Source organism: Paraburkholderia sp. DHOC27 (assembly GCF_003429005.1).
In the GTDB taxonomy this organism is placed as follows: domain Bacteria; phylum Pseudomonadota; class Gammaproteobacteria; order Burkholderiales; family Burkholderiaceae; genus Paraburkholderia.
Genome location: NZ_QVQV01000001.1, coordinates 406,153 through 431,323, shown reverse-complemented (window position 1 = coordinate 431,323; position 25,171 = coordinate 406,153). Strand labels below are relative to the sequence as shown.

Below are 25,171 nucleotides of genomic sequence, written 5' to 3'. Positions count from 1 at the left end.
GCGAGCAGAACGCAGGAGCGGCCGTGATGTGCACGGCGCGCTCCGCTTCGATCTTATCCGCCCGTTGGCGCCGTATGACCCAGCACGGCGGCTGCGATCAGCACTGCGATCATCGCGATGGCTTCGACGCTCAATAGCCGGTCGAAGCGACGCTGCGCGTCACGATATGCGTCGCCGCCTTCAATGGCGGTGGCGTGCAGGCGCGGCAAATGGATCATCCGGTTATAACCGCCCAACAGCACCGCAAGCGCGACGAACACGAGTTTCACCGTCAACACGCGCCCGTACCACGCATCGAGCAATGGTCCACTCAGATGCGCGGTGTCCTGCGCGGCGTTGTAGATACCGCTTCCAATCACCACGACCAATGCAAGCGTCGCCAGATGCGACAGGCGCGTACAAAACGCCTCGCACTGCATGGGCGGCATCGCAGCCGCGCGACGCCAGCGCCACAACAATGGCGCGGCGACGATCACGCTGCCGGCCCACAAGGCCGTCGCTGTCAGATGCACGACATGGACCGCCTCGCGCACCGTGAAATCGCCGGTATCTGCAGCATGACTCGCAGCCGCCTTGCCCGCTGCGTAGACGAGCATGCCGAGCGCTGCGAGCCACCACGCGGCGCGGCTATCACGTGTGCCGCCAAGGCATCCCAGCACGGCACCGGCGCAACCCACGGACCACGCCGCGCCGAAATGCGATTGCGTCAGGACCACGCTGATAGCAGGAGCCGCCGCGCTGAATGTCGAGCCGCTCATCACCGCCGCCTGAAGCCATAGATACAGACAGCAGGCGAGCATGAGTCCGATCAGCGCAATCGCACGCACGCGACCTGGCGAACCAGCCGACGCGTGCGCCCGCTCCACAACCGCCGCGTGACTCGACGCGCCGCCGGACGGCTCACCTCGCGCGCACAGCGCGCTGCATGCCAGCGTGCCTGCTGCGCAGGCAAACAACAGATCCTGCGCAGCGGCAACGACGATTTGCCCGGCGACGAGCGGATCCACCGTTACTTCGCCGTGAAGTTGTAGTGGCCTTGCGTGCGATGTCCGTCCGCCGCGACCGCGACCCATGCCACCGTGTACACGCCCGGCGTCAGTGTGTTTAGTGCCACCGTCATGTGCTTCGGGTTGGAAGGATCGACCACCGACTTCTCGCTCGTGACCGGTTTGCCTTGCGCATCCGTGACGGTGATCGCGCTGAAGGCGGGTTCGAGGCCGTCGTCGAAATCGATCGCGACGTCTTTCTGCGCGGTGGAAACGGTCGCGCCTGCGGACGGCGCCTGGTGAGTCGGATACGCGTGAGCATGCGCAAGCTGGGCCACGCCGAGTGTCAGTGCGGCAACGAGGCCGCGCGCGCGAGAGGAGTTCATAAGAGCAGTTTTCATCATGGGATCAGTTGAAGAGCGGTTTGCCGAGAGAGTGCGGGAAGATGTCGTCGAAGTACAGATGCGCGTCGAACAGTACGCCCACGTGTGTGCCGCTCGCGCGGTTCACGGGAATCTGCGCTTCGATACCGAACTGGCCATAGCGGTTGAGCCACAGCACGCCCGGATTGATGAAGCCGGTCGTCTGGCCCGCGCAGCCGCCCGACGTACAGGTGCTCATGGGCGCTTCGATGACCGGGATCAGATTGCTGAACGGCTGCGGCAGTCCCAGGTCCTTCACCTGCGATTGCAGATACGGAATGCTGTATTGCAACGTGAAGCCCCAGCCGAACGAGTTCGGACCATTATCCGACGATGCGGTGGTCAGATTCGGGCCCAGTTCGCCGGTAATTGCGAAGGGGCGCAGATAGCTGAGCGAGGCGGGTAGATCGCCGAAGCCCTTGCCGAAGTAGAAGTCGGGCGTGAAGGTCGAGAACGAATCGCCGATGGCTTTCGCACCCGTCCCGCCAATCTCCGCTTCGAGTCCAATGGACGCCATGAACTCGTGCCGCGCGTTCGCGTACAGCAGGTATTTGGCGCCCACCGTGACGTTGTCCCAGCCTTTGGCCGAGCCGCCGTTCGGCGCGTTTTGCGTGACGTAGTCGCTGGATACACTGAACGCGAGATTGCGCGTAATCAGCTTGTCCCATTCATACGATACGGTGTTGACGTTCATCTGATCGCCATTGTCATCCGGCGTCTTGATGTGGCCGAACTGGGTGTCGAACTCGTCGCCCACGCCGGGATCGTCGACGGTCAGGGTGGCGGGAAAAACGCGGTCGCCGACGACGGCGTGGGCCGAAGCCAAAGGCGATCCGGCAAGGCAGGTTGCGCCCGCCGCCGCGACGAGCGCGGCACGTGCGGGCACGACGTGCCGCTTGAAAAGCGTACGCATGATTGAATCCTTCTCCAATTGTCTTGATGCGAAACCGCACAGGCATGCGGCCGCGCTCCGCTGCGACTCGCGTCGCATGGATGAACTGTTCAGAAACAGAAAGACTTAGGAGAGGACTGGCGGCGCCCGTGGCTGGGCGGCCGTATAAACGAGGGGGACGTGAGGATCATTGCGCTGGGCAACGATGGGTGCGCGTGCAACCGAAACTGCAGCGGCAAATACGGTAGCCGTGCCCGGCAATACGGGCACGTGAGCAAGCATGCCGCAATAGGCGCAAGCTTGCCAATGGAACGCGGGGGAATGCGATGACTTGTCGTTGTGCGCGACCGTGCTGTTGTCCGACTCTGCGGAGCAGTACGTGGCAAGCGCGACGCCCAGGCGATCGTGTGCTGCAAGCGCCTGCGAAACTGTCGGCGCAAGCGTGCTCATCAGGATTGCTAGCAATCCCAACCAACTGCCGATTTTCTGAAGGCGTAGACGAAGCATGCGGTGCGACGGGCGCGAAAACGAGGAACCAACGAATGGCGCAGATTATGCCACGCACACGCTTCTGTAAAGCATTGAAAGTCGCATGACGGGCATCGCGTATCTGCACATCACGAACATCATGTGCGCGAAGTTGGAACCGGCAGATCGATCTGCGTGCGGGCCGGAATAAAACCTCGCGCCTGGGCGTTAGATGGTTGGGAGGTGCGGCAGCGCGTGCACGCTTTTATGCGTATCGTTAACATGACGCTGTGAAGGGGCTGCACGTTTGAGCCTGATGCACCATTTATTTCAATCAGCTTTCGTACGCGCGTTTCGATGCGCGTCACTCAGGACGAACCACCCATGAGCACTCGGGCCAACTCCCCGCTTTCGAATACCGCCGGCGTGTCGGTAACGTCGCGATACACGCGCACCGCGATGGCGCTGCACTGGATCATCGCCATTCTGATCATCTGCAATGTCGTGCTGGGGCTGAGCGCCGACTCGTTGCCCGATGACTGGGTGCGTCCCGTGATCGACACGCACAAGTCCATCGGCATCACCGTGCTCGGTCTCGTGCTGCTGCGTATTTTGTGGCGCGTGTCGCATCGACCGCCTGAGTTGCCGGCGGAGTTTCCGTCGTGGGAGCGCAGCGCGGCCCACGTTGCACATTTCCTGCTGTACCTGTTGATGATCGGTCTGCCGCTGTCCGGCTGGCTGCACGATTCGGCATGGAAGGACGCGGCCACCCATCCGATGCGTCTGTTCAATCTCGTCACGTGGCCGCGCATTGGTTACGTGATGAATCTCGATCCGACGCTCAAGGAAACGCTGCATAACCGCTTCGGCACGCTACATACGTGGCTGGGTTATGCGCTGTACGCGCTGCTGGCCATGCATGTGGGCGGCGCGTTGAAACACGAGTGGATTGATCGCAAGTCGGTGCTCAAACGCATGATTCCCTGAACGCGCGTTCGCCCACCAGCGCCTCGCGCGCAGCAATCATCGCGCGCACGCCTCACCTTGATAACGTAGTCCCCACGGATCTAGCAGCCATTTTGAACAGAACTCTGGAACAGGCCCTCTCACTCGCCTCACCTCGCATCGTGCCGCGCCGCACGACGCTCTTGAGCACCTTGATTCATCTGAGCGTCGTCGCGCTCTGGCTGCTGCTGTTCGCGCGGGCCTTCTTTCTGCAAGGCGTGGTGGCGTGGTCGACCGGCATCGCGTATGTCGTCTACGACACCTTGCTGCTCGCCTTCGTCACGCTCAAGACGCTGCCGCTGATGCGCCCGCTGCCGCCGCTCGATCCTGACTCCGAGCGGCGCAATTTGCCGAGCATGGGCGTGATCGTGGCCTCGCACAATGAGGCGACAGTGTTGCCCGTGACGCTGGCGGCGTTATTGCGCCAGGTCCACGGGCCGGCGCAGATCGTGATTGCCGACGATGGCTCCACGGACGGCACCGCTGCTTTGCTTGCCGAGCGTTTCGGACTCACGCCCGCACCCGAAGGCCAGTTGAGCGCGCCGAGTGCGCTGCATCCGAATCTCTACTGGCTGCGTGTACCGCACGGCGGCAAGGCGCGGGCACTGAACGCCGCCATCACGGAGATGACCACCGACACCGTGATGACCGTCGACGCCGACACCCTGCTCGACGACGACGCCACCTACGCGATGCGCGTCGCCTTCATGGAAACGCCGAAGCTCGTGGCAGCGGCCGGCATCCTCGTGCCGGTGTGCGGCAAGAATGTTTCGGGCCGCGTTTTTCAGTGGTTTCAGACTTACGAGTACATGCGCAATTTCATCGCGCGCTTTGCGTGGATGCGGGCCGACAGTCTGCTGCTGATTTCGGGCGCCTTTGCTTCGTTCCGCCGCGATGCGCTGGTGGCGGTCGGCGGCTTCGATCCACAGTGTCTCGTGGAAGACTACGAGCTGATCCACCGGCTGCGCCGCTACTCGGTGGATCACGGTCTCGGCTGGGACGTGCGGGTGGTGGGCGACGCGCAGGGCCGCACCGACGCCCCCGGCACCCTGGGCAGCTTCCTGCGCCAGCGGCGCCGCTGGTTCGCGGGCTTTCTGCAAACGCAGTACTGGAACCGCGACATGACCGGCAATCCGCGCTACGGCACGCTCGGCATGGTGATGCTGCCGGTCAAGGCAATCGACACGATGCAGCCCATCTACGGCCTGACGGCCTTTGCGCTGCTGCTGATGTTCCTGTTCGGCGGCCACGGCGGGATCGTGCTGTCCATCTTCGGCGTGATCGGCCTGAAAACCGCCATCGACCTCGTCTACTACCTCTGGTGCATCCACCTCTACCGCCGCTGGACCGGCCAGATGGCCGGCTCGAGCCTGTGGATGGCAATGGCCGCCGCCATTGCCGAGCCTTTCACGTTCCAGCTGGTTCGTCATACGGGTGCGCTGATGGGCTGGCTGCACTTCCTGCGCGGCGGCCGCGCCTGGGGCGTACAGCGCCGCTCAGGGCTGGTGGCGCACGACGAAGGCTGAAGTCGCCGTCATTTGCTCCGTTTTAGGGCCGCTTTCCGGCTAATCGGTCCGCCTCGTCCGCGAGACGGGTTTTAAGTGCGTTCCGGCGAAAAACATCAATTGCTTCTGTTCTAGTAGACTGGCTTCCTTAGCTATATTCCCGCCCACGTTGCGGGCACAACCAGGATTTGAAGTGCTAGGAGGCGCCGCCCATGCATGTAGTCCCACCACTGGATCGCAGCACCGTCGATACAGAGACAGATAAAACTACAACTTCCGACGCGGCCGCAGAAGTGCCGGTGCGGGATTTACGCCGCGTCCCTGCTCATCCCGATCACTGGTATCCGCTCGCGTGGTCGCGCGAAGTCAAGCGTGGCAAGGCGCATGGGGTGCAGTTCGCGGGCGATCCGATCGTGCTGGTACGTACCGAGTCGGGTGCGGTGTTCGCGCTCGAAGACCGTTGCGCGCATCGTCAGGTGCCGCTGCACGGTGGCGTGGTGGAAGGCGAATCGATCCGTTGCTGTTATCACGGCTGGACTTACGACTGCACCGGCCGCTGCGTCGACATTCCGTACCTGGGCCGTGAACGCTTGCCGAACGGCGTGCGTTCGTACCCGTGCCGCGAAGTGGAAGGGCTGATTTTCGTGTTTCCGGGGAACCCCGCGCTGGCCGACGAGCGTCCCTTGCCGACCTTGAGCTCGGCCTCGGACAAGGCCTATAAGACCCGCCGCTTCGGTCGCGAAGTGAAGTGCCATTACTCCTTCATGCACGAAAACCTGATGGACATGAACCATCAGTTCCTGCACCGCAAGCAAATGGGGCAGATGCGTGCGCGTTCGGTGGGGCGGCGACGCGGCGAAGGCTGGGTCGAGGTGGACTACACGTTTGCGCGGATGTCCGGCGATCAGCCGATTGGCGAAGCGCTGGTGTTCGGTCAGAGCCGCAAAGGTACGCAAGGCGCGGATAAGGATGTGATGACGATCCGCACCGAGTACCCGTATCAGACGCTGCAGATTCGTACGACCGATGCGAAACTGGTCATGGACCTGTGGATTGTTTATGTGCCGCTAGATCGCGAACAGCGAACTAATCGCACCTTTGGCCTGCTTTCGATCCGCCGGCCTGGTATTCCGTTCGTGCTCGACGTTGCGTGGCCGCTGCTCGTGTGGTTCACCGAGCGCATCTTCAAGGAAGACCGCTGGATCGTCGAACGTGAACAGGAAGCGCACGATCGCCAGGGCGCGGACTGGAATCATGAAGTCTTTCCGGTGATCAACGAATTGCGTTCACTGTTGCGCGAGTGTGGCGCGCCACCCACAGCCGGAGAATTTAAAGGCGTTCGCATTGCGCCTGCCGAAGGCACGACATAGCGCGTGCTCGCCGCCACTGCGCGGCGCTTTCTCTACGGTGATGGGCAAGGCGGCGTGGGCAATCGACACGCCGTTTTCTTTTGTCCTTTTTTCTTCACACATCAGGTCGAAAATACCGAAATAAGGCATCGGTCAGCAGTCGTGCGACTTGACCGTGCCAAATTGACCTGTTACTTGTCCGTTTCCGATGAAAAAATCGGTCGAACCGATTCGCTTAGAACCGCGCGTAGCAAGCCGCACTTTTCAAGAGTTTTGCGCGCGTGTCGTTTCCGGGGTTTGTCGCCGCTTGAAAACCCAATCTTGCACTAATTAAACGCAGGAGTAACGGAAATGAAACGTCTCGCTTCGGTCCTCGTCGTACCTATGGCAGGAATGTTTTGCAGTACTACGCAAGCGCAGAACAACCTGACCATTAATGGCACGACGTACACGTATTGTGCGGCCGAGAATCAACAATGCTCCTTTTCGGGCACAGCGACCGTGGTGTTCGGCACCGCCAACCCGACGCTGATGTACGACGTCAACGGACCCTTCACCAACGGTGTGCAATGCACGAATGGTGTGGTCTCCGCGAGCGATCCCGCTTATGGCTATTCGAAAAGCTGCTGGTACAGCGGCTCAGGCAGTTCAGGCAGTGCAGCGGCGACGCCCACTCCGACTCCCACCGGTGCATGGGCGAAATGCGCCAGCGAGAATGGCACGTGTTCGTTCACCGGCACGAAGACCGTGCTCTATGGTGGCAGCACCACAGCGAACAACATCACGAAGACGTTCACCAATGGCGTAGCGTGTAACAACGGGTCGTTTGGGACGGACCCGGATTTCGGTGCAACGAAGTCGTGCTGGATTCCGGCGAGTGGGGCGTCGTTGACGCCGACGCCAACGCCAACACCGACGCCAACACCGACGCCAACGCCAACGCCAACGCCAACGCCAACGCCAACGCCAACGCCGACACCAACGCCGACACCAACGCCGACACCAACGCCGACACCTACAGGTTCGATCGCCTGTACGAAGACAAGCACGAGCGCAGGCGGCACGTCCACCGGACTTATCGCTGCCGACACGCCTTCTTCGGATGGCACCCGCCTGTTCGCCGAGAACAGCGCCTTCCAGGTATCGTTCATCACAGCGGCGCCGTCCGCGGACACGGTGGTGTGGTCGATGCAGGATCAGCTCGGCAACGTGAAGGGCAGCGGCTCGTTCACGGTCCCGGGCGGCACGCAGACAAGCGCGTTGTCGTGCAATGCAGCCGTCTCCGGTTACTTCGCCATCACGGCGACCTTGTCGAACGCTGGCGGTACGTTACCGCAAGCCGGCACGCGCCCGGCCGGAATCGCAACCTTCGGTGTCCTGCCTAATCTGTCCGCGTCGATCCCGGCGGTGACGTATGCGCATCAGGAGCAGCATCGCTTCGGCATGCAGGGCTTCAACGACAACGGTGCCATGCTGGCCGACCTCGGCGTCTCGCAGACCATCGATAACCGGCAGTTGTCGACCATGGAACCGAATGGACCGAACACCTGGACACCGTCGCTCTCGGACCTCGATCCGTTCTACACGAACGGCAAGGTCATGCGGTTGATCCGTCTGGATGGCATTCCCGGCTGGGCGAGTCCCACCGGCGGCTTCGAGGACGACACCAACGCGCCCACCAACGAGAGCTACTACCAGAGCTACATGGCGCGCGTCGGCACGGATTCGGCGGCGATTCGCCGTGCCTATTTCCCGAGTCAGCAGAACGATTACTACCAGGTCACGTGGGAACCGCAATGGGTGGATTCGCCGGCGAATTTCGTCGCCATGTATGCGGCCGTCTACAACGGTCTGCATTCCACCGATCCGAACGCCGTGGTGATGGGCACGACCAACGTGTTCCCGTCCAATTGCGTGACGGCCTGTACACAAGGCTATCTGCAAACGTATGTGCCGCTGGGTCTCGGCAACTATCTGGACGGGATCACCACGCACGGTTATTACAACGCCGGCACCTACGCGGCCCATCCGCCTGAGCAGTACGACACGGACCCGAATCCGGCCAACGTGGCCAACGCGCTCGACCAGCAGATGCGTGAATTGCGCGCGGAAATGCAGACCTTCAAGCCGAACATGCGGCTTTGGTCGACCGAACTGGGCATCAGCTACGACCCAGGCGCCGCGTATAGCGCCACCTACCCCGGTGCGAATCAGTTGTACGGGCAGGCGGCGGTCGCGGTGCGCGCGCATCTGATCATCCTCGGCGAAGGCGCACAGGTCACGTATTTCTTCTATGGTTCGGACTATCCGGGCGACGTCGGCGAAGGGACCTTCTTCGACATCGTCGATCCACAGGGGGCGTATGGTGCATCAGCGGTGAGTCCGAAGCCCGAGGCGATGGCGATGGCGGCGCTGACGCATGTGATCGACGGCACGCAGACCCTGGGGCACCTCAATGGCTTGCCTTCGATGGTGTATGGCTACGCCTTCCAGCAGTTGAACGGCGGCGCGGTGATTACCGCGCTGTGGACCCACAACAATGCGGACTGGCCGACCTCCGCAGGCGCGTATAGCGCCACCTACAGCACCGCCTATGCGTTGACCGTCGACTCGCCGGGAACGAGCGGCCACGTAACGGTGATCGACATGATGGGCAATCCGTCGTCAGTGGCGTATAGCAACGGCGTGGTGAATCTGACGCTGACGGAATCGCCGATCTACGTGGTGTCGTCGAACGCAGCGGTGATGCAGAGCAACGTGACCGCGCCGGTGGGTTATACGGGGCAGTAGGGTCGCTGGGTGGACATGGCGAGCGAAAGTAGCGGGTACTTTCGCTCGTCGCCATTTGGTCAACGCACGCACAACGTGTTCCGTAACCAGAACCAAAGCGGTTGACCAAAAAAAGCCCTCACGCTAGCATGGCCTCATGAACACTGACGCGCTGCTCCACACCGGTTTCTTTGACGCATGTTGTCATGGCATGCCAGGGGGAGTTTGCGTCTAGCGAGTTGCATCGTGCACGTTCGAATTCCCGATTGGCCACCCGTTGTAAAACCGGTGGCCTTTTTGTTTTTGTACGACGTTTTTGTACCACCCATCACGCGAAAATACTCATGGCTCTCGTTCTGTACGATACCTGGTCGCGCACCGTGCGTCCGTTCACGCCTTTGCAACCCGAGCACGTGGGCCTGTACGGCTGCGGGCCCACGGTGTACGACCACGCGCATATCGGCAATCTGCGCACGTACGTGTTCGAGGATGTGCTGCGGCGCGTGCTCGCGCTCAACGGCTATAACGTGCGGCACGTCGTGAATATCACGGACGTGGGTCATCTCGTTTCGGACGCGGACGACGGCGAAGACAAAATGGAAAAGGGCAGCCGGCGCGCCGGGGAATCCGCGTGGCTGATCGCGGAGCGCTACACGCAAGCCTTCATGGCCGACTGGCGCGCGTTGAATCTGCTGGAACCCACGGTGTGGTGCCGCGCCACGGACCACCTTGCCGAGCAGATCGCGTTCATCGTCGATCTCGAACACAAGGGCTACACCTATCCGACGAGCGACGGCATCTATTTCGACACCAGCAAGCAGGACGATTACGGCTATCTGGCCTGTCTGGATCGCGCCGGGCTGCAAGCCGGCAAGCGCATCGCGCTGGGCGAGAAGCGGCACATCACGGACTTCGCGCTATGGAAGTTCAGCCCAGCGGACGTCACGCGGCAGATGGAGTGGGACAGCCCCTGGGGACGTGGCTTTCCGGGTTGGCATATCGAATGCTCGGCGATGGCGGAGCGCTACCTCGGCGCGTGGTTCGACATTCACTGCGGTGGTGAGGACCACATTGCCGTGCATCACAACAACGAGATTGCCCAGACCCAGGCGCGCCACGGCACCCGGCTCGCCAACTTCTGGATGCATGGTCACTTCCTGACGCTCGACGCCGGCAAGATGTCCAAATCGAGCGGCGATTTTCTCAGGCTGCAAAGTCTGGTTGATCGCGGCGTCGATCCGCTGGCGTACCGTTATCTTTGCCTGAGCGCGCATTACCGTAGCGAATTGCGTTTCAACGACGAAGCGCTGGCGGCGGCCCAATCCGCTCTGGACAGATTGCGCAGAACGTACGTGAGCTGGCCGGCTGGCGGTGCAGCAGACGAGAGCTACCTGGCTCGCTTCGCGGCGGAGGTGAATCAGGATCTGAATCTGCCGCGTGCACTGGCGGTGATGTGGGAGATGGTGCGCAGCGATCTGCCCGACGCGGCGCGACGTGCCACGCTCGATCGTTTCGATGCGGTGCTCGGCCTGGGGCTGGCGGATTGGCAGCCGCAAGCTGTCGATGTTCCGCCGGAAATCGTCGCGCTGGCAGAACAGCGTCAGCAGGCACGCGCAGCAAAAGACTGGGCTCGTGCTGACGAACTACGCGACGCACTCAGGTCAGCGGGCTGGCAGATCGAAGACAGCGTCACCGGAGTCAGCATCAAACCGGTCGACAAGGCGCAATAGCAGGCGCACAGTCGCCGCTGCACGCACCGTTGCAGCCTCGAACCGCTACCTGTATCGTGCAAAGACGCGTTTGCACCCATTGCACGATCTGCATCTTTACCTGGAACGAATCCCACATGTACCCCGCAATCGAACCCTACAAGCACGGCTTCCTCGACACCGGCGATGGCCACCAGGTCTACTGGGAACTGTGCGGCAATCCGGATGGCAAGCCCGCAGTGTTTCTGCACGGCGGCCCGGGTGCCGGATGTAGCGCGGATCATCGGCGGCTGTTCGATCCGGCGCGCTACAACGTGCTGCTGTTCGATCAGCGTGGCTGCGGCCGTTCCAAACCGCACGCCAGTCTGGAGCACAACACCACCTGGGATCTGGTCGCGGACATCGAACGGCTGCGCGAGATGATCGGCGCCGAACAGTGGGTGGTGTTCGGCGGGTCATGGGGCAGCTCGCTCGGCCTCGCGTATGCGGAGACGCATCCGCAACGTGTCAGCGCGTTGATCGTGCGCGGCATCTTCACGATGCGCCGCGCCGAATTGCTGTGGTACTACCAGGAAGGCGCATCGTGGCTCTTCCCGGATCTGTGGGAAAGCTTCCTGGCGCCGATTCCCGTGGAAGAGCGCGGCGATCTGATGGGCGCCTACCGGCGCCGGCTCACGGGCGATGACGAGGCCGTCAAACAGGCCTGCGCACGCGCCTGGAGCCTGTGGGAAGGACGCACCATCACGCTGCTGCCCGACCCGGAACTCGAGGCGCATTTCGGCGGCGACGATTATTCGCTCGCCTTCGCGCGCATCGAAAATCACTACTTCGTGCACGAGGGCTTTGTCGAAGAGGGGCAGCTGCTGCGCGATGCCACGCGTCTCGCGGACATCCCCGGCGTCATCGTGCAGGGGCGCTACGACGTGGCGACGCCGGCGCGCACTGCATGGGATCTGTCGAAAGCGTGGCCCAAGGCAAAGCTGCAGATCATTCCCGATGCCGGTCACGCCTACAACGAAACGGGCATTCTGAAGGCGCTGCTCGCCGCCACGGATCACTTCGCGAACTAGACCGGTCCGACCTCCACACGACTCCCACACGGCCGGGCCCCTACGATCAGCGATACCCCTACTGCCGAAAAGACCATTTGCACCGCGTCGGCGAGAGAATTAATGCAGTGGTAAGGTGACGCTTCAGTCGCAATACGGCACGACACAGCACCGTAGACGTTAGTTCGTCCAGCGTCTTCTCAAGAACTCAATCACGCGGATGGTCCATGCGGACCACTCCGCGTACTTCATGCAAGTCCAGAAGGACACACACGATCATGTTGGTGGAAAACAATCTGCCGGCGGGCACGCCTGCGCCGGAAAATAGTGACTCGTCGTCGTTGCGGCAATGGCTCTCGGTGCTGGCCGTGACCATTGGCGCGTTCGCGTTCGTGACGACAGAATTTTTGCCGGTGGGTTTGCTGCCGCACGTCGCGCACGAACTCGACGTTTTGCCGGGCACGGCCGGCTTGATGGTGACCGTACCGGGCGTGATTGCCGCGCTGTCGGCGCCGGGGATGATGCTGGGCGCCGGACGAATGGACCGGCGGCACGTCTTTGTGCTGCTCACGGCTATCCTGCTCGCGTCGAATCTGCTCTCCGCGTTTGCGCCGAACTTTCCGGTCTTGCTGATTGGGCGCGCACTGCTGGGCGCCGGGCTCGGCGGTTTCTGGACGCTGGCAACGGCAGCCGCGGGGCGTCTCGTGCAGCCCAAAGACGCCGCGCGCGCCACCGCGACGATTCTCACCGGCGTGACGTGCGCAACGGTGATCGGCGTACCGCTCGGCACCTTCATCGCCGGTTTTTCATCGTGGCGTGTTTCGTTTCTGGCAACCGGCGTGCTGGTGGCGGTGGCGCTCGTCGCGCAACTGATGCTGGTGCCGTCGTTGCCTTCGCACAAGGCGCTGCGTTTCGCGGACCTGGTCTCGCTGATGCGGCGCTCCTATCCGCGTAGAAGCATGTTGATGGTGGCGCTCGTGTTCGGCGCGCACTTTTGCTCGTACACGTACATCACGCCGTTTCTGCTGCATAACGCTGATTTCGACATGACCACGATTACGTGGCTTTTGCTGGGATTCGGCGCGATCGGCTTCCTCTCGAACTTCGTGTTTTCCAGCACGGTCAACCGGAGCCTGAAGGGATCCGTTGCGACGATGATCTCCCTGCTGATGTTTGCCCTTCTGCTGATGCCGCTGCTGCGTCACTCGCAGTGGGCCGTCACGGCGGATGTGCTGGCCTGGGGCATTTCGTTTGGTGCCATGCCGTTGTGTTTCAGCGTGTGGATTCAACGCGCGACACCCGATCTTCCGGAAGCGGGCTCGGCGCTCTTCGTGATGATCATCCAGGTGGCGATTGCGGTGGGGTCGCTGGTGGGCGGCTCGATTGTCGACCGTGTCGGCATTCCGGCGGATTTTCTGCTGGGCGGCGCGCTCGCGCTGCTCGGGCTGGCGGCGCTCGTGAGCTTTGGCAGGAACGCGGCTCAGACGCACGCGGAGCGGCTCGCCTGTCAGGCCGCGCCCGACTGAAGACAGTAGTCTCACGCGTTAGCGTCGTTGTCTAACACACGCGAGTGGGGGGTGGATGCGGCGAGCGGGGCGCGTTCACTATAATGGGCGCAGTCAACGCGCCTGGGCGAATGGTCGCCCGGGTGCACACAACGCCGCACGAGTCGGTTCACGCGAGTCGTCAGTCTTTTGACGCTCCACGGCACGGTGCGCGGCGAGTCTGTCTGCCAGGCCCACACCATGACGACCCAGAAGACCGCTAGCCCGTTTCCTTCCGTCGACCGCGTAGCGCGTCTCCCACGCGTTCTCGATCTGTGCGAGGAGCATGGACGCACGGCGGTCATCGAGGCCATTCGCGCCGTGCTCGAAAGCTACCGCGCCCGCATGTCCGAGCCGGACTATCAAATCCCCGATGAAGACGAAATTGCCGGACAGGTCGCCGCGCGTTTGCAGCAGCGCGGCAGCTTCGCCTTGCGCCGTGTGTTCAATCTGACGGGTACGGTGCTGCATACCAACCTGGGCCGTGCGTTGCTCTCGGAGCGTGCCGTGCAACACGTGGGCATGGCCATGCGCGAAGCCTGCAACCTCGAATTCGACCTGGACAGCGGCGGCCGTGGCGAACGCGATAGCCTGATCGAAGAAGTGCTTACCGAACTGACGGGCGCCGAAGCCGCGACGGTGGTGAACAACAATGCCGCCGCTGTGCTGCTAGTGCTCGCCGCATTGGCCTACGAAAAAGACGTGGTGCTGTCACGCGGCGAACTGGTTGAAATTGGCGGCGCGTTTCGCATTCCGGATGTCATGCGCAGTGCAGGCGCGCGGCTGGTCGAGATTGGCACCACGAATCGCACGCATCCTGCGGACTATCAGCGTGCCATTGGTCCGAACACCGCGGCGCTGATGAAGGTCCACACCAGCAACTACAAGATCGAGGGATTCGTCACGCAGGTGAGCGAGCCCGAGGTGGCCGATATTGCGCATGCGCACGATTTGCCGTTTCTCATCGATCTCGGCGCGGGCAGTCTGATCGACCTCACGGCGTACGGGTTGCCGAAGGAGCCGATCGTGCGCGAGGTGATCGCAAGCGGTGCCGACATCGTGACCTTCAGCGGCGACAAGCTGCTCGGCGGCCCGCAGGCGGGCTTGATCGTGGGCAAGAAGGCGCTGATCGAGCGCATCAAGCGGCATCCCATGAAGCGCGCGTTGCGGGTGTCCAAGCTGACGCTCGCCGCGTTGGAAGCAACGTTGCTGTCGTATCGCAATCCTGAACATCTGCTGCGCGACATTCCCACGCTGCGTCTGTTGACGCGTCCGCTGGCGGAGATCGAAGCGTTGGCGGCGCGCTTGCAGCCAGTGGTTGCAGCGGCGCTCGGCGCTGCGTGGCGGGTGGAAGTGCTGCCCGCGCGCAGCCAGGTGGGCAGCGGCTCGCTGCCCGTGGATGTGATCCCCAGCGCGGCGCTCGCGATCAGCCATCACGAAGCGAGATCAGGCGCCGCGCTCAATACACTGGCCACGCGGCTTCGAGAACTGCCTGTCCCGGTGATTGGGCGGATTGCGGATAACCGCCTGCTGCTCGACTTGCGATGCCTGGAAGACGAGGCGGCGTTCGCGGGCCAGTTCAAGCAACTCCAGCAACTCCAGCCCGTCGGCAACGCCGCTGCATCCAGCGAATAAACTCAGCTTTCCTCGCTGCGCGGCGTTGCTTCGAGGTCCTTGAGGAAAGTCGACGACCACCAGTGCACGTCTTTGTCGCGGATGCGCTTCAACAAGGTTGCGTGCCGCTGGACGCGTTCTTCGAGCGGCATGGTGAGCGCCTTCTGGATGGCGTGCGCGGTGCCCTGCGTGTCGTACGGATTGACCAGCAGCGCTTCCTTCAACTGCTCGGCCACACCCGCAAAGCGCGACAGCACCAGCATGCCGGGATCGGCCGGGTCCTGCGCGGCGATGAATTCCTTGGCTACCAGGTTCATGCCGTCGCGTAACGGCGTGACCAGCGCAACGCGGCTGGCGCGATACAGGCCAGGCAGACGTTTGCGCGCCACGTTGCGGTGAATGTAGCGAACCGGCATCCAGTCCAGTTCGCCATAGTCGCCGTTGATCTCGCCGCACAGGCTATCCATCTGCCGACGCAACACCTCATACGCATCGACGTTTTCGCGGCTCGGCGAGGCAATCTGGATCAGCGTCGCGCTGTTGCGGTTCTCCGGATAGTTGGCGAGCAGTTCACGGAACGCATGGACGCGCTGCGGCAGGCCTTTCGAGTAGTCGAGCCGGTCCACACCCAGCAGCAGACGCCGTCGCGAATACTCTTCACGCATTCTGGCGAACATGTCGCGCCCTTCCTTGCCATTGGCGAGCGCTTCGAATTCATCCACGTCGATCCCAATGGGATACGCACCCACCCGCAAGGTCCGGTTGAAGGCCCGCAGTTCGTTCGTGCCGATGGGCTGGGCGTTCGCTTCGGCCTCGACGTAGTGCGTGAAGTGGGTGACGTCGGCTTCGGTTTGCAGACCCACGAGGTCGTACGCAAACAGCGAGCGCATCAGCCATTCATGTTCAGGCAGCGCCGCCATGATGAGCGGCGGCGGCACGGGAATATGCAGAAAGAAGCCAATGCGATTGCTGCAGCCCATTGCGCGCAATTCGGCGGCAAGCGGAATCAGGTGATAGTCGTGCACCCAGATCACATCGTCGGGCTTCAGCAGGGCTTTCAGCTTGCGCGCAAACATCTGGTTCACGCGGCGGTAACCCGCTGCGAAGCGCGTGTCGAAATTCGCCAGATCGAGCCGGTAGTGAAACACGGGCCATAAAACGCCGTTCGCATAACCCAGGTAGTACGAATCGTAGTCCTGCTGACTCAGATCCACCGTGGCGAGCGTGACGTTGTGCGCGGTTTGAATCTGAACATCGTTATGTTCAGGCGAGGAATCCGGGGTATCGCGGATCTTTCCGCTCCAGCCAAACCAGAGGCCACCGGTGCGTTGCAGGCTTTCCTTGACGGCCACGGCCAGTCCACCGGCTGCAGCCTTACGCGGGTCGGCAATACGATTTGAAACGACAACAAGACGGCTCACATGATCTCCATATCCAGCGCCTCGCGGAGATAACCCGCGTCGCTTTCCATGCGTTAGCAACGAATGCCGCTATCCGCTGTAAAGCGACGCAAAGCGCGAAGCGCACGCGCCTCGACGGGCTGCGCCCGGTCGATCATAGTATTTTCAGGACAATGTGAGAAGTTTCCATATTGCCGATCGGAACGTTCCGAATGCGCGTGATGCGGTGCAATTTACCGATCGCATCGAGTATCGTCGCGCCTGACACGCGCGTGTCGCGGCGCATTTGCATGATGGGCTGCCCTGAATTTTGTCGGACGACTAACGTCTGTGACATGATTTGCGCACGCAGACGGTCTACGCATCGCAGCTTGCATGACGTCGCGTGGTATCACCCCGCAGTATCGGCGGGCGCTTCGAAGCATGAGCAGCACTGGGCGCCTGACCGTTTTCCGTGCATTTTTTAAGGCTCAAACATGAAATCGAAAATCATCGCTCCGTTGTTGATCGCTTCGTTACTCGGCGCTTCGGGTGCCGCATTCGCGCAACCTCACGACGATAATCATGGTGGCGGTCAGCCTCATCATCAAGGCGGCAACCCAGGGCATGGCGGTCCGCACGGTGGCCCGCACGGCGGTGGACCGGTGCATGAAGCATCGCACGGCGGCCCGGGCGGCCCGGTTCCGCACAACGACTGGCACAAGGGCGAGCGCCTGCCCACCGAGTATCGCGATCGCAACTACGTGGTCGACGACTGGCACGAGCATGGCCTGCAAGCGCCGCCGCGTGGCTATCAATGGGTGGGTGTGAACGGCGATTACGTGCTCGCGGCCATCGCGACCGGTGTCATTGCCAACGTTTTGTTGTCCGGACATTGAGCGCGATGTTCCTGCTGACCGGCTCGCGCATCAGCAGAGCCGTTCCCGCAGATGTTCGCTCTGCGTGATTGATTCGACCCGGTTGCGGCCATGCGCTTTCGCACGATAAAGCGCCTGGTCGGCCGCTTCGACAATCTCGTCGGCGTCGGCGTGCGACGAAGTGAAAACCGCGACGCCGATGCTGACCGTCACGAACGTGCCCGTTTGCGTCTCATTGCGGATGTTGAGCGAGCGGATCGCGTCCTGCATGCGCGTCGCAACGACGCGCGCGCCGCCGTCGTCCGTGCCCGGCAGAATCACCGCGAACTCTTCGCCGCCGTAACGCGCGAGCAGATCCCCGCCGCGCGGCAAGGTGGATTGCAGGGCCGCGGCAATCGAAACCAGGCATTTGTCGCCGGCGGGATGACCGTACCGGTCGTTGAGCTGCTTGAAGTAATCAATATCGACCAGCAGTAGCGCGAGCGGATTCTGATTGCGCACGGCGCGGTTCCATTCGACCACCAGCGTCTGATCGAAACAGCGGCGGTTGGCCGTGTTGGTCAAGCCGTCCGTCAACGCAATGGCTTCGAGACGATCATGTGCCTCGTGCAATTGCTGCTGGACGCGCAGATGCCGCCCTTGCAGCGTCGACATGCGGACCGCGTACACCACGAGTGCGGTGAATACGCCAATCGTGCCCGCATAGAAATGCTGGCGCATGACGGACATGCTGAGCGCCAGCAACGCAACCGTATAAAAGATCGGGCTGACGTTTTCGATGATCACGGCCAGGCGGTTTTTCTGCGCGAACTGCGCCGTTTCAGTCTGCGGCGAGATAGGCGCGATGATGGCCACGCTCAGGAACAGGAACGGCACGTCGACCATCAGGTCGATCAGATTGTGACCGTCCGTGGTGACCGCGAGGTCGTTGTAGATCCATGCCATCACGCCGAACATCCACAGGTACGCGCAGAGAATCGCGTAGAACCGGCGTTCCGGTCCGCGTGGCTGCGCGAGCAGGCGCAAGGTGGACGCCACCGCGAGAATCACGTTTTCGACCTTGTAGGTCAGCAGCAGGGTCGTGATGGAAACCGGTGCGAGCGCTGCGCCGGAAAACGGCGTAACGGAAAAAATCGTGATGTAGGTCAGGTAGCCGGTGAGCAGCGCCTGAAGTCCGTCCATCCAGACAAAGAACGGAATGGTCTGCTCCGCTGACACCGATGAGATGGCCAGCAGAATGGGCACGTCGAAGAGAAAGAAGCACACGTCGGAAAACCACGCGACGCTGATCGGCATATGCACGAACAGATCTTCCCAGGCGCTCAGGATCATGCCGCATAGCCAGATGAACATGCCGAGGCTGAGCAGAATCCATGCTGAGCGGGACTTGCGTTCCACCTGCCGCGCGCGCCAGAAGCTGGCCGCGATCACGAGGCTCGGACAGAGCAGCAGAAACGGATAGGTCACGAGCGTGGCCTGGGCGCGAAACACGACGAGCACCATCGCATGCAGGCATACGAAAGTACACGCGATCAGCACGAAAATTCTCAGCGGCGGGCGGCGCACGGTTGGACCCCCAGAATAAGAAAGGCGGGCGAAAGTTTTTAGAAAGGCAGGCCCTCACGGCTTGTTGCCTGGCAACGATCGCTGAATTCCACCTCAACTCAGTTACGGCATGGATAGAGAAAACTTGAACGCAATTAATCAGTTCATCTACATGATCTGGTGCGCGCGAGAGGCGGAGGACGAGGAAAACGTTTGCGCCTCTTTTGAGCAACCCGCTTCGATGTGATCGAAACGCGTGCCGGGCTTCCACTCATCGTTGGATGTGGTCAGTGATGATGTATTGAGGTCAGTGCGCGCACGTTTTTACTGTACGTTTTACGCCTGAACGGTGCTCGCGATTCTATCTGGAGAATGGTCTGGACAATAATATTTGCTTCACAAATCGCGATGCGCACACCTGGCCAATCAAGCGGTGCTTTTTTCCGTTTCAGGCCGATTCCATCTGCGCCCACTCGTCGGCGAATACCGTTTGTCTCGGGCCGCGTGCCTTGGCGGAGTACATGGCGTAGTCCGCGAGGCGAAAGGCGCGCGTCACGTCCAGCTTCTGGGTGCGCGCAGCCTCCGCGCGCAGATAGACGCCGATGCTGGCCGATACGTTGACTGGATTGCCCGCGGCGAACCGGATGGACTCCGTCGCGACGTGGATGCGTTCGGCTATCGCGGTCGCACCGGTGTGGCCTGCCACCTGACGGGCAAACACCACGAACTCGTCGCCGCCCAGACGCGCTACGGCATCGCCACGCCGGCTGAGTGCGAGCAGTGCCTGGGCGAATTGCTGCAACAGGTCGTCGCCGGCTGAATGGCCGAACGAATCGTTGACCTTCTTGAAGCCGTCCAGATCAATCACGAAGAGGGCGTCGGTACTGTTTGCCGGTTTGGCGAGCGGCTGCGTCTGTCCGACGGTGCGCTCCAGGCTGGCGCGATTCAGGAGACCGGTAAGCGGATCCGTGGCCGCGCGACGCTCGAGCTTGTTGACGAACACGAACAGGTAGAGCGACGAGGCCACGACTGCCAGCAACAGTGCCGCGCCCGCCGGGTAATTGTGTTGCCACCACGGCTGCCAGATCATCAGACCGGTAAGGCCTGCTACGGAGATTGCGCATGAGAGAATCAACGGGCGTTTGCCATATCGGCACCCCGCGCCGACCAGAAACCAGAACACGATGAACAGCAGCGGCAGCGCGGCGCGGCCACCCAGCGCGAGGGCGGTAAAGACGAGGCACTGGTCGAGAATGGTGGTGAGCATCAGCCGCGGCAACGACGTGCGGGGATGCACACGCACCGTGAGCCATGTTAGCGCGCCGTAAGCCACGTAGACGGCCATCACCAGCATCGTGTTGATGCGAGCCGCATTTAGATGAGGCACCGCGACGATGGCATAGGCGAGCAGCGCCAGGCTGCCGAGGATGGTCCGAAAAACCGCCTGTTCCTTCTCAGGCTGCGTTTCGTAGATTCCGATGACGGTCGGCCCATGCCACACGTCCTTATCGAACCACCCCATGTCACCATCCCCTCGCTTGTTATTCCGCGACAGCGATTTTACGAGGCATTGACGTCATTCAGTGCGGAAGCCTCGAAAAACAAAAGTATTACTGCTTGACTTGCAACTTCATTTCACTACATTGTGGAATGCCAATCTGACAGTTTATGCATGGAGGCGAATCATGAATGAGCCTTATCAACGTCCTTCATTAGGCTCTGCGGTCTTTTACAAAGACCCTTTCGCTGCATTGGACTGGCTCGAGAAAGCATTCGGTTTTGAAAGGCAATTCGTTGTGACGGACAACGAAGGACGTCTTGGTCATTCGGAAATGCGTTTTGGCGATGGCTATGTGATGGTCTGTAGCGCATGGTCGGACGATCAGGCGAGCCCCAGCGATGTTGGCGGCAAGAACACGCAAGCGATCCACGTGCAGTTGCGCGAAGGTCTCGACGAGCATTGCGCCCGGGCGCGCGCAGCGGGTGCCGTGATCACGCGCGAACCCGCCGATCAGTTCTACGGCGACCGCGTCTACGCTGCGCGCGACCCCGAAGGTCATGTGTGGAGCTTCGGGCAAACCGTGCGCGCAGTGTCACGCGAAGAGGCGGAACAGAGCAGCGGTCTGAAAATCGACGGGTGGGTGTAATCGCATGGTGTCGATCCGGACCTTGTCCGCGAGCGGCGTACCCATTTACCCACTCACAGGAAACAATCCATCTCCGTGACGTCGCTAATGCGGCGCGGGCAGGCGGCGATAATACGGGTCCATTTACCATGCGACTCGCGATGAACGCCGGTCGTCCGAATACGGTTACTCATGTATAAAAAGGGCGTTGCCTTAGAAATCCAGTTTGCGCCACAACGCCTGAACGATGGAGCCGGCGATCCCTACTGGATCGACCTCACGCTGGCCGAAGCACAGACGCTGCTCGAGACCTTGCGGTCGCACCTGGCCAGCAACAGTGCGCGCACGGCCGCGCCGCTGGTCGTTAGTCTCGATCACGCCGATTCCCTGCGCACCGCTGATGCAGCAAGCGGCGCAACGCAAGCCAATGCAACCTCAGCCGATGACTTCAAGCAATGGGTCTGCGTGATCTGCGGCTGGATCTACGACGAGGCCGCTGGCCTGCCCGAAGAAGGGATTGCGCCCGGCACGCGTTGGGCCGATGTGCCCGCGGACTGGCGCTGCCCGCTGTGCGATGTGGGCAAGGAAGACTTCGCGCCGGTCGAGTTTTAACGCGCAGCGCCGCCATGCACACATGACGACGCGTGCCCGCTAAGCCTCAAGACGTGCCGTCGAGAATGCCGCGCAAATAATCGACGTATTGCTCGAACGCGCGCCGTCCGGCTGCGGTCAGCGCCACGCGCGTGCGCGGCTTCTTGCCGACGAAGTCCTTGTTGATCTCGATGTAGCCGCACTTCTCCAGCGTGGCGAGATGCGCGCCGAGATTGCCCTCTGTCGCATCCACGATGGCCCGCAGCCGGACAAATTCAATCGCCTCGCGATTCGGCAACGCTTTCAGCGCGGCCATGATCTTCAGGCGAACCGGCTGATGAATGGTTTCGTCCAGTTGGTCCATTCAGGCCGTCCGCAACCAGAGTCCCGCCAGAATCAGCGCGCCGCCGCCGACCACCGCCATCCAGAGCGCGAAATACGCCGGCAGCATGTAGTAGCCGAACACCGTCAGCACGGCGAGCGCTAGGCCGATGATGGCGAGCCGCACGCCGATCCACAGGCCAGCGAGCACGTAGAACATCGCGACGAGCAAGCCGATGAACGCCGCCACCTGAGCGCCGCTGGTGGGCTGCAGGATGGTGAGCGCCAGCACGTAAAACGCGCCGATGGCCGCGATGGTCCCGAGCCAGCGCCACGACTGGCTGGCGGAGGCGTCGGCGTGGCCGCGCCGGCCGAGATAGATGCAACCGAGCACGCCGGCGATGTCGAGCACAATCCAGAGCCAGCCGGCGCGTGCCGGCGCCAGTTGGGTTGCGCCAAAACCGACGATCCAGATTACGCCCCACAGGATCAGCATGGGCGCGGTGCGTTGATAACGATAGAGCTTGCCGCTGCGCTGACTGACTGCTTCGAGATCACGCAGGGCCTGCGACGCTTGCTCAGAAGTGAGTGCCATGATGGCTCCGGACAGGTTGTATGTAGAGTACTCTATGCCACAGAGTAGAAAAGCGCAAGTAGATCGGCGGAGGGCATCACCCTCCGCCGGCAGCATTTGTTAGCGTCTCGCTTTAACGCGCCTGACGTTTCCTAAGTCGCGCGTCTGATCACGTCACACTCAACTCAATTGCCCGGTGTCGCCGCGTCGAGCGTCGGATAGTCGATATAGCCCTTGGCGCCCGGCGAATAGAACGTATCGCGATCCGGCGTATTGAGCGGGGCGCCGCTCGAAAGCCGTTGCAACAGATCCGGATTGGCGAGATACAGGCTGCCGAACACCGCAGCCTCGGCGCGGCTTTCCGCGATCAACGACTCGGCGCTTTGCCGGTCCAGGCCGCCGCCATGCAGCAACGGGCCATCGAACAGCGGCCGCAGCAACGCCCGGTAGTCCACCGCGCTTTTGGTTCGGGCAAGGTGCAGATACGCCGGCTTCAGCGCGGAGAGCTGCTGCACGAGGTACTGATAGGTTTCGCGTGGTGTTGCATCGCTCACGCTGTTGAAGCCCATTTCCGGCGCGATCTTGATGCCCACGCGCTCATTGCCCGCCTCGTCGATCATGGCCGCCAGCACGTCCAGAATGAAGCGCGCGCGGTTCTCCAGCGAACCGCCGTAGCGATCCGTGCGCTGGTTGGTCCCGGAGGAAAGAAACTGCTCCGGCAGATAGCCCGAGGCTGCGTGCAGTTCGACGCCATCGAAACCGGCCTCGAGCGCGTGACGCGTCGCGAGCCGGAATTCTTCGATCACGCCGTCGATCTCCGCCGTCTCGAGGGCGCGCGGCACCACGAAATCCTGCGGTCCGGACGCGGTGAACACCTTGCCTTCGGCCGCGATCGCTGATGGCGCAACGGGCGTTGCCTGATCCGGCAGCAAGCTCGGATGCGAGATGCGGCCGGTGTGCATCAGTTGCAGAAAGATCAAGCCGCCCTTCGCATGCACGGCTTCGGTGATGCGCTGCCACGCCGCGATCTGTTCGTTCGAGTGGATGCCCGGCGTGCGCACATAGCCCTTGCCCATCGGTGCGGGAAAGGTGCCTTCGGTGATGATGAGACCCGCGTCGGCGCGTTGTGCGTAGTACTGAACGGCGAGCGCGGACGGCACGCCGGACGCTTCGTCGGCGCGCGAGCGCGTCATCGGCGACATGACGAGACGGTTGCGCAACGTATGGCGACCAATGCGGAGAGTCTGGTGAAGGGGATTCATGGCAATTCCTGAGTAAGAAGGGGTGACGACAGATTGAACTGATCCAATGGCGAGATAAAGACCTACAATCGAATACAGTGATCCAACCATGGAGCAATGGCCGTGGAAGTGCTGAACTACATGCGCCTGTTCGTCGAAGTGGCGCGCACGCGCAGTTTTCGCCGCGCGGCGGAGGCGCTGGATATGCCGAACTCCACGCTGTCGCGCCATATCGCCGAACTGGAAAAGACCATTGGTCTGCGGCTGCTGCATCGGTCGACGCGCAAGGTCGAGTTGACGGAGGCCGGCGAGATTTATTTCCGGCGCTGTCAGGGCATCGTGGAGGAAGCGCGCATTGCGCATGAGTCGCTGCTCGACATGGCCGAGCGTCCCAGCGGCACGTTGCGGGTCTCGCTGCCAGTCGATCTCGCCACCGGCTCGATGGCACCGGTGCTCGCCGCGTTCGCGCGAGCCTATCCGCTGATCGCGTTTGAATTCGACCTGTCGCCGCGGCGTATCGACTTGCAGTCGGAGCCGTTCGATCTCGCCATTCGCATCGGCCCACCTCCCACCGCGCCGTCCATGCTGGTGGCGCGGCAGATCGCGCTGCTGCCGCGCTTTCTGTACGCGTCGCCGGATTATCTGAAGACCGCGGGACCGCTCAGGCACCCCACGGACCTGAGCCAGCACGTGCTGTGCATCGGCCAGGGCGAGGCGCGCCAAGGCGAGACCACGCGCACTTTCTATCGCGGCGACGAGGCAGTCGACGTGTCGATCACGACCCGCTTCGCGATGAACAGCGTGGGCTTGAGCCGTTCGCTGGCTCGCCAGGGCATCGGCATCGCCGTGCTGGACAGCGAACTCGCCCGCGAAGACCTCGCCTCGGGGCAACTGCGCCGCGTGCTGCCGGAATGGAACCTGTCGCCCGTGCAGGTGCATGCCATCACCGAAACCCGTCTGCTGCCTGCCCGCACGCGCCTCTTTATCGACTTCGTCAAAACGAATTGGGGCGTGCGCAAGACCGGTCTCGCCTGAGCCTGGCGCCAGCAATCTTTCGGTGTGCTTTCGTTTCGACGTGCTGCGCGATTTATTCCATCCACGCAGTGAATTCATTATCAACAGGGCGGTGCTAATCGGCGTGCGTGGGTATGACACACTCCATGTCTTCCAGCCTGGGCGGGCGTCGAGGCCAATCGGCAGGAGT

General features: G+C 62.1%; 22 protein-coding genes. 12 read left to right on the top strand and 10 right to left on the bottom strand.

Translation table 11 applies throughout. The annotated features are described in order from the left end of the window. Positions 1-53: 53 nt before the first annotated feature. The 4 genes from D0B32_RS01865 to D0B32_RS33160 all read right to left on the bottom strand — a co-directional run bounded on the left by D0B32_RS01865 (position 54) and on the right by D0B32_RS33160 (position 2,750). Positions 54-1,007 (bottom strand): copper resistance D family protein, encoded by a 954-nt coding sequence (locus D0B32_RS01865; RefSeq protein WP_181969691.1) that lies wholly within the window; start codon positions 1,005-1,007, stop codon positions 54-56. Between the two features lie 2 nt (positions 1,008-1,009). Continuing rightward, positions 1,010-1,372, bottom strand: a complete 363-nt coding sequence (locus D0B32_RS01860) for a copper resistance protein CopC (RefSeq protein ID WP_181969690.1) — start codon at positions 1,370-1,372, stop codon at positions 1,010-1,012. A gap of 22 nt (positions 1,373-1,394) precedes the next feature. Then, a complete protein-coding gene (locus D0B32_RS01855) occupies positions 1,395-2,321 on the bottom strand; it encodes a hypothetical protein (protein WP_117331975.1) in 927 nt (308 codons plus the stop codon). 105 nt (positions 2,322-2,426) lie between these two features. Then, on the bottom strand, positions 2,427-2,750 hold the full coding sequence (locus tag D0B32_RS33160; RefSeq protein ID WP_181969689.1) for a DUF2946 domain-containing protein: 324 nt from the start codon (positions 2,748-2,750) through the stop codon (positions 2,427-2,429). A gap of 402 nt (positions 2,751-3,152) precedes the next feature. Between D0B32_RS33160 and D0B32_RS01845 the strand changes: the two genes are divergently transcribed. The 8 genes from D0B32_RS01845 to selA all read left to right on the top strand — a co-directional run bounded on the left by D0B32_RS01845 (position 3,153) and on the right by selA (position 15,333). Beyond that, on the top strand, positions 3,153-3,755 hold the full coding sequence (locus D0B32_RS01845) for a cytochrome b (protein WP_117331973.1): 603 nt from the start codon (positions 3,153-3,155) through the stop codon (positions 3,753-3,755). 92 nt (positions 3,756-3,847) lie between these two features. Further along, the gene (locus D0B32_RS01840; RefSeq protein ID WP_117331972.1) at positions 3,848-5,299 is read left to right on the top strand and encodes a glycosyltransferase; all 1,452 of its coding nucleotides are present in this window, start codon (positions 3,848-3,850) and stop codon (positions 5,297-5,299) included. Positions 5,300-5,490: 191 nt separating this feature from the next. After that, on the top strand, positions 5,491-6,648 hold the full coding sequence (locus tag D0B32_RS01835) for an aromatic ring-hydroxylating dioxygenase subunit alpha (RefSeq protein WP_117331971.1): 1,158 nt from the start codon (positions 5,491-5,493) through the stop codon (positions 6,646-6,648). A 330-nt stretch (positions 6,649-6,978) separates the two neighbouring features. Further along, positions 6,979-9,417, top strand: coding sequence for a hypothetical protein (locus tag D0B32_RS01825; protein WP_259294855.1), 2,439 nt, complete (start codon positions 6,979-6,981; stop codon positions 9,415-9,417). Positions 9,418-9,740: 323 nt separating this feature from the next. After that, the gene (gene cysS, locus D0B32_RS01820; RefSeq protein WP_117331969.1) at positions 9,741-11,126 is read left to right on the top strand and encodes a cysteine--tRNA ligase; all 1,386 of its coding nucleotides are present in this window, start codon (positions 9,741-9,743) and stop codon (positions 11,124-11,126) included. A gap of 116 nt (positions 11,127-11,242) precedes the next feature. Then, positions 11,243-12,175 carry a prolyl aminopeptidase gene (pip, locus tag D0B32_RS01815; protein WP_117331968.1) on the top strand — a complete coding sequence of 311 codons (933 nt, stop codon included), beginning with the start codon at positions 11,243-11,245 and terminating at the stop codon, positions 12,173-12,175. 257 nt (positions 12,176-12,432) lie between these two features. Further along, the gene (locus D0B32_RS01810; protein WP_117331967.1) at positions 12,433-13,680 is read left to right on the top strand and encodes an MFS transporter; all 1,248 of its coding nucleotides are present in this window, start codon (positions 12,433-12,435) and stop codon (positions 13,678-13,680) included. Between the two features lie 219 nt (positions 13,681-13,899). Beyond that, the gene (gene selA / locus D0B32_RS01805) at positions 13,900-15,333 is read left to right on the top strand and encodes an L-seryl-tRNA(Sec) selenium transferase (protein WP_117331966.1); all 1,434 of its coding nucleotides are present in this window, start codon (positions 13,900-13,902) and stop codon (positions 15,331-15,333) included. A 2-nt stretch (positions 15,334-15,335) separates the two neighbouring features. On the opposite strand, the gene otsA is transcribed toward selA, so the two are convergent. Further along, a complete protein-coding gene (gene otsA / locus D0B32_RS01800; protein WP_117331965.1) occupies positions 15,336-16,733 on the bottom strand; it encodes an alpha,alpha-trehalose-phosphate synthase (UDP-forming) in 1,398 nt (465 codons plus the stop codon). A 455-nt stretch (positions 16,734-17,188) separates the two neighbouring features. Between otsA and D0B32_RS01795 the strand changes: the two genes are divergently transcribed. Then, positions 17,189-17,590 (top strand): RcnB family protein, encoded by a 402-nt coding sequence (locus D0B32_RS01795; RefSeq protein WP_117331964.1) that lies wholly within the window; start codon positions 17,189-17,191, stop codon positions 17,588-17,590. 30 nt (positions 17,591-17,620) lie between these two features. Here the strand turns inward: D0B32_RS01795 and D0B32_RS01790 are convergent, their stop codons facing one another. Both D0B32_RS01790 and D0B32_RS01785 read right to left on the bottom strand, forming a co-directional pair. Next, positions 17,621-19,108: a diguanylate cyclase gene (locus D0B32_RS01790; protein WP_181969688.1), complete on the bottom strand. Its 1,488-nt coding sequence runs from the start codon at positions 19,106-19,108 to the stop codon at positions 17,621-17,623. Positions 19,109-19,562: 454 nt separating this feature from the next. Then, entirely contained in the window at positions 19,563-20,636 is a 1,074-nt protein-coding gene (locus D0B32_RS01785; RefSeq protein WP_117331962.1) for a diguanylate cyclase, read from the bottom strand. Positions 20,637-20,799: 163 nt separating this feature from the next. Here D0B32_RS01785 and D0B32_RS01780 point away from each other — a divergent pair, with 163 nt between their 5' ends. Together D0B32_RS01780 and D0B32_RS33075 are read left to right on the top strand one after the other, a co-directional pair. Further along, the gene (locus D0B32_RS01780; RefSeq protein WP_117331961.1) at positions 20,800-21,261 is read left to right on the top strand and encodes a VOC family protein; all 462 of its coding nucleotides are present in this window, start codon (positions 20,800-20,802) and stop codon (positions 21,259-21,261) included. Positions 21,262-21,432: 171 nt separating this feature from the next. Next, positions 21,433-21,852: a rubredoxin gene (locus tag D0B32_RS33075; RefSeq protein ID WP_117331960.1), complete on the top strand. Its 420-nt coding sequence runs from the start codon at positions 21,433-21,435 to the stop codon at positions 21,850-21,852. 46 nt (positions 21,853-21,898) lie between these two features. Here D0B32_RS33075 and D0B32_RS01770 read toward each other — a convergent pair whose 3' ends face one another. From D0B32_RS01770 to D0B32_RS01760, 3 genes are all read right to left on the bottom strand, one after another. Next, entirely contained in the window at positions 21,899-22,195 is a 297-nt protein-coding gene (locus tag D0B32_RS01770) for a transcriptional regulator (protein WP_117331959.1), read from the bottom strand. Next, positions 22,196-22,747, bottom strand: coding sequence for a hypothetical protein (locus tag D0B32_RS01765; protein WP_117331958.1), 552 nt, complete (start codon positions 22,745-22,747; stop codon positions 22,196-22,198). A gap of 164 nt (positions 22,748-22,911) precedes the next feature. Continuing rightward, positions 22,912-23,988, bottom strand: a complete 1,077-nt coding sequence (locus tag D0B32_RS01760; RefSeq protein ID WP_117331957.1) for an alkene reductase — start codon at positions 23,986-23,988, stop codon at positions 22,912-22,914. Positions 23,989-24,090: 102 nt separating this feature from the next. On the opposite strand from D0B32_RS01760, the gene D0B32_RS01755 reads away from it, so the two are divergent. Next, positions 24,091-25,002 carry a LysR family transcriptional regulator gene (locus D0B32_RS01755; RefSeq protein WP_117333414.1) on the top strand — a complete coding sequence of 304 codons (912 nt, stop codon included), beginning with the start codon at positions 24,091-24,093 and terminating at the stop codon, positions 25,000-25,002. The last annotated feature ends 169 nt before the right edge of the window (positions 25,003-25,171 follow it).

Bases quoted from the DNA above. Each gene is read 5' to 3' on its own strand.
- D0B32_RS01770 (WP_117331959.1), bottom strand. From the start codon at position 22,195: ATGGACCAACTGGACGAAACCATTCATCAGCCGGTTCGCCTGAAGATC.
- D0B32_RS01845 (WP_117331973.1), top strand. From the start codon at position 3,153: ATGAGCACTCGGGCCAACTCCCCGCTTTCGAATACCGCCGGCGTGTCG.
- selA (WP_117331966.1), top strand. From the start codon at position 13,900: ATGACGACCCAGAAGACCGCTAGCCCGTTTCCTTCCGTCGACCGCGTA.
- D0B32_RS01810 (WP_117331967.1), top strand. From the start codon at position 12,433: ATGTTGGTGGAAAACAATCTGCCGGCGGGCACGCCTGCGCCGGAAAAT.
- D0B32_RS01855 (WP_117331975.1), bottom strand. From the start codon at position 2,321: ATGCGTACGCTTTTCAAGCGGCACGTCGTGCCCGCACGTGCCGCGCTC.
- D0B32_RS01785 (WP_117331962.1), bottom strand. From the start codon at position 20,636: ATGGGGTGGTTCGATAAGGACGTGTGGCATGGGCCGACCGTCATCGGA.
- D0B32_RS33075 (WP_117331960.1), top strand. From the start codon at position 21,433: ATGTATAAAAAGGGCGTTGCCTTAGAAATCCAGTTTGCGCCACAACGC.
- D0B32_RS01825 (WP_259294855.1), top strand. From the start codon at position 6,979: ATGAAACGTCTCGCTTCGGTCCTCGTCGTACCTATGGCAGGAATGTTT.
- D0B32_RS01765 (WP_117331958.1), bottom strand. From the start codon at position 22,747: ATGGCACTCACTTCTGAGCAAGCGTCGCAGGCCCTGCGTGATCTCGAA.
- pip (WP_117331968.1), top strand. From the start codon at position 11,243: ATGTACCCCGCAATCGAACCCTACAAGCACGGCTTCCTCGACACCGGC.
- D0B32_RS01760 (WP_117331957.1), bottom strand. From the start codon at position 23,988: ATGAATCCCCTTCACCAGACTCTCCGCATTGGTCGCCATACGTTGCGC.
- D0B32_RS01835 (WP_117331971.1), top strand. From the start codon at position 5,491: ATGCATGTAGTCCCACCACTGGATCGCAGCACCGTCGATACAGAGACA.
- cysS (WP_117331969.1), top strand. From the start codon at position 9,741: ATGGCTCTCGTTCTGTACGATACCTGGTCGCGCACCGTGCGTCCGTTC.
- D0B32_RS01780 (WP_117331961.1), top strand. From the start codon at position 20,800: ATGAATGAGCCTTATCAACGTCCTTCATTAGGCTCTGCGGTCTTTTAC.
- D0B32_RS01795 (WP_117331964.1), top strand. From the start codon at position 17,189: ATGAAATCGAAAATCATCGCTCCGTTGTTGATCGCTTCGTTACTCGGC.
- D0B32_RS01860 (WP_181969690.1), bottom strand. From the start codon at position 1,372: ATGAACTCCTCTCGCGCGCGCGGCCTCGTTGCCGCACTGACACTCGGC.
- D0B32_RS33160 (WP_181969689.1), bottom strand. From the start codon at position 2,750: ATGAGCACGCTTGCGCCGACAGTTTCGCAGGCGCTTGCAGCACACGAT.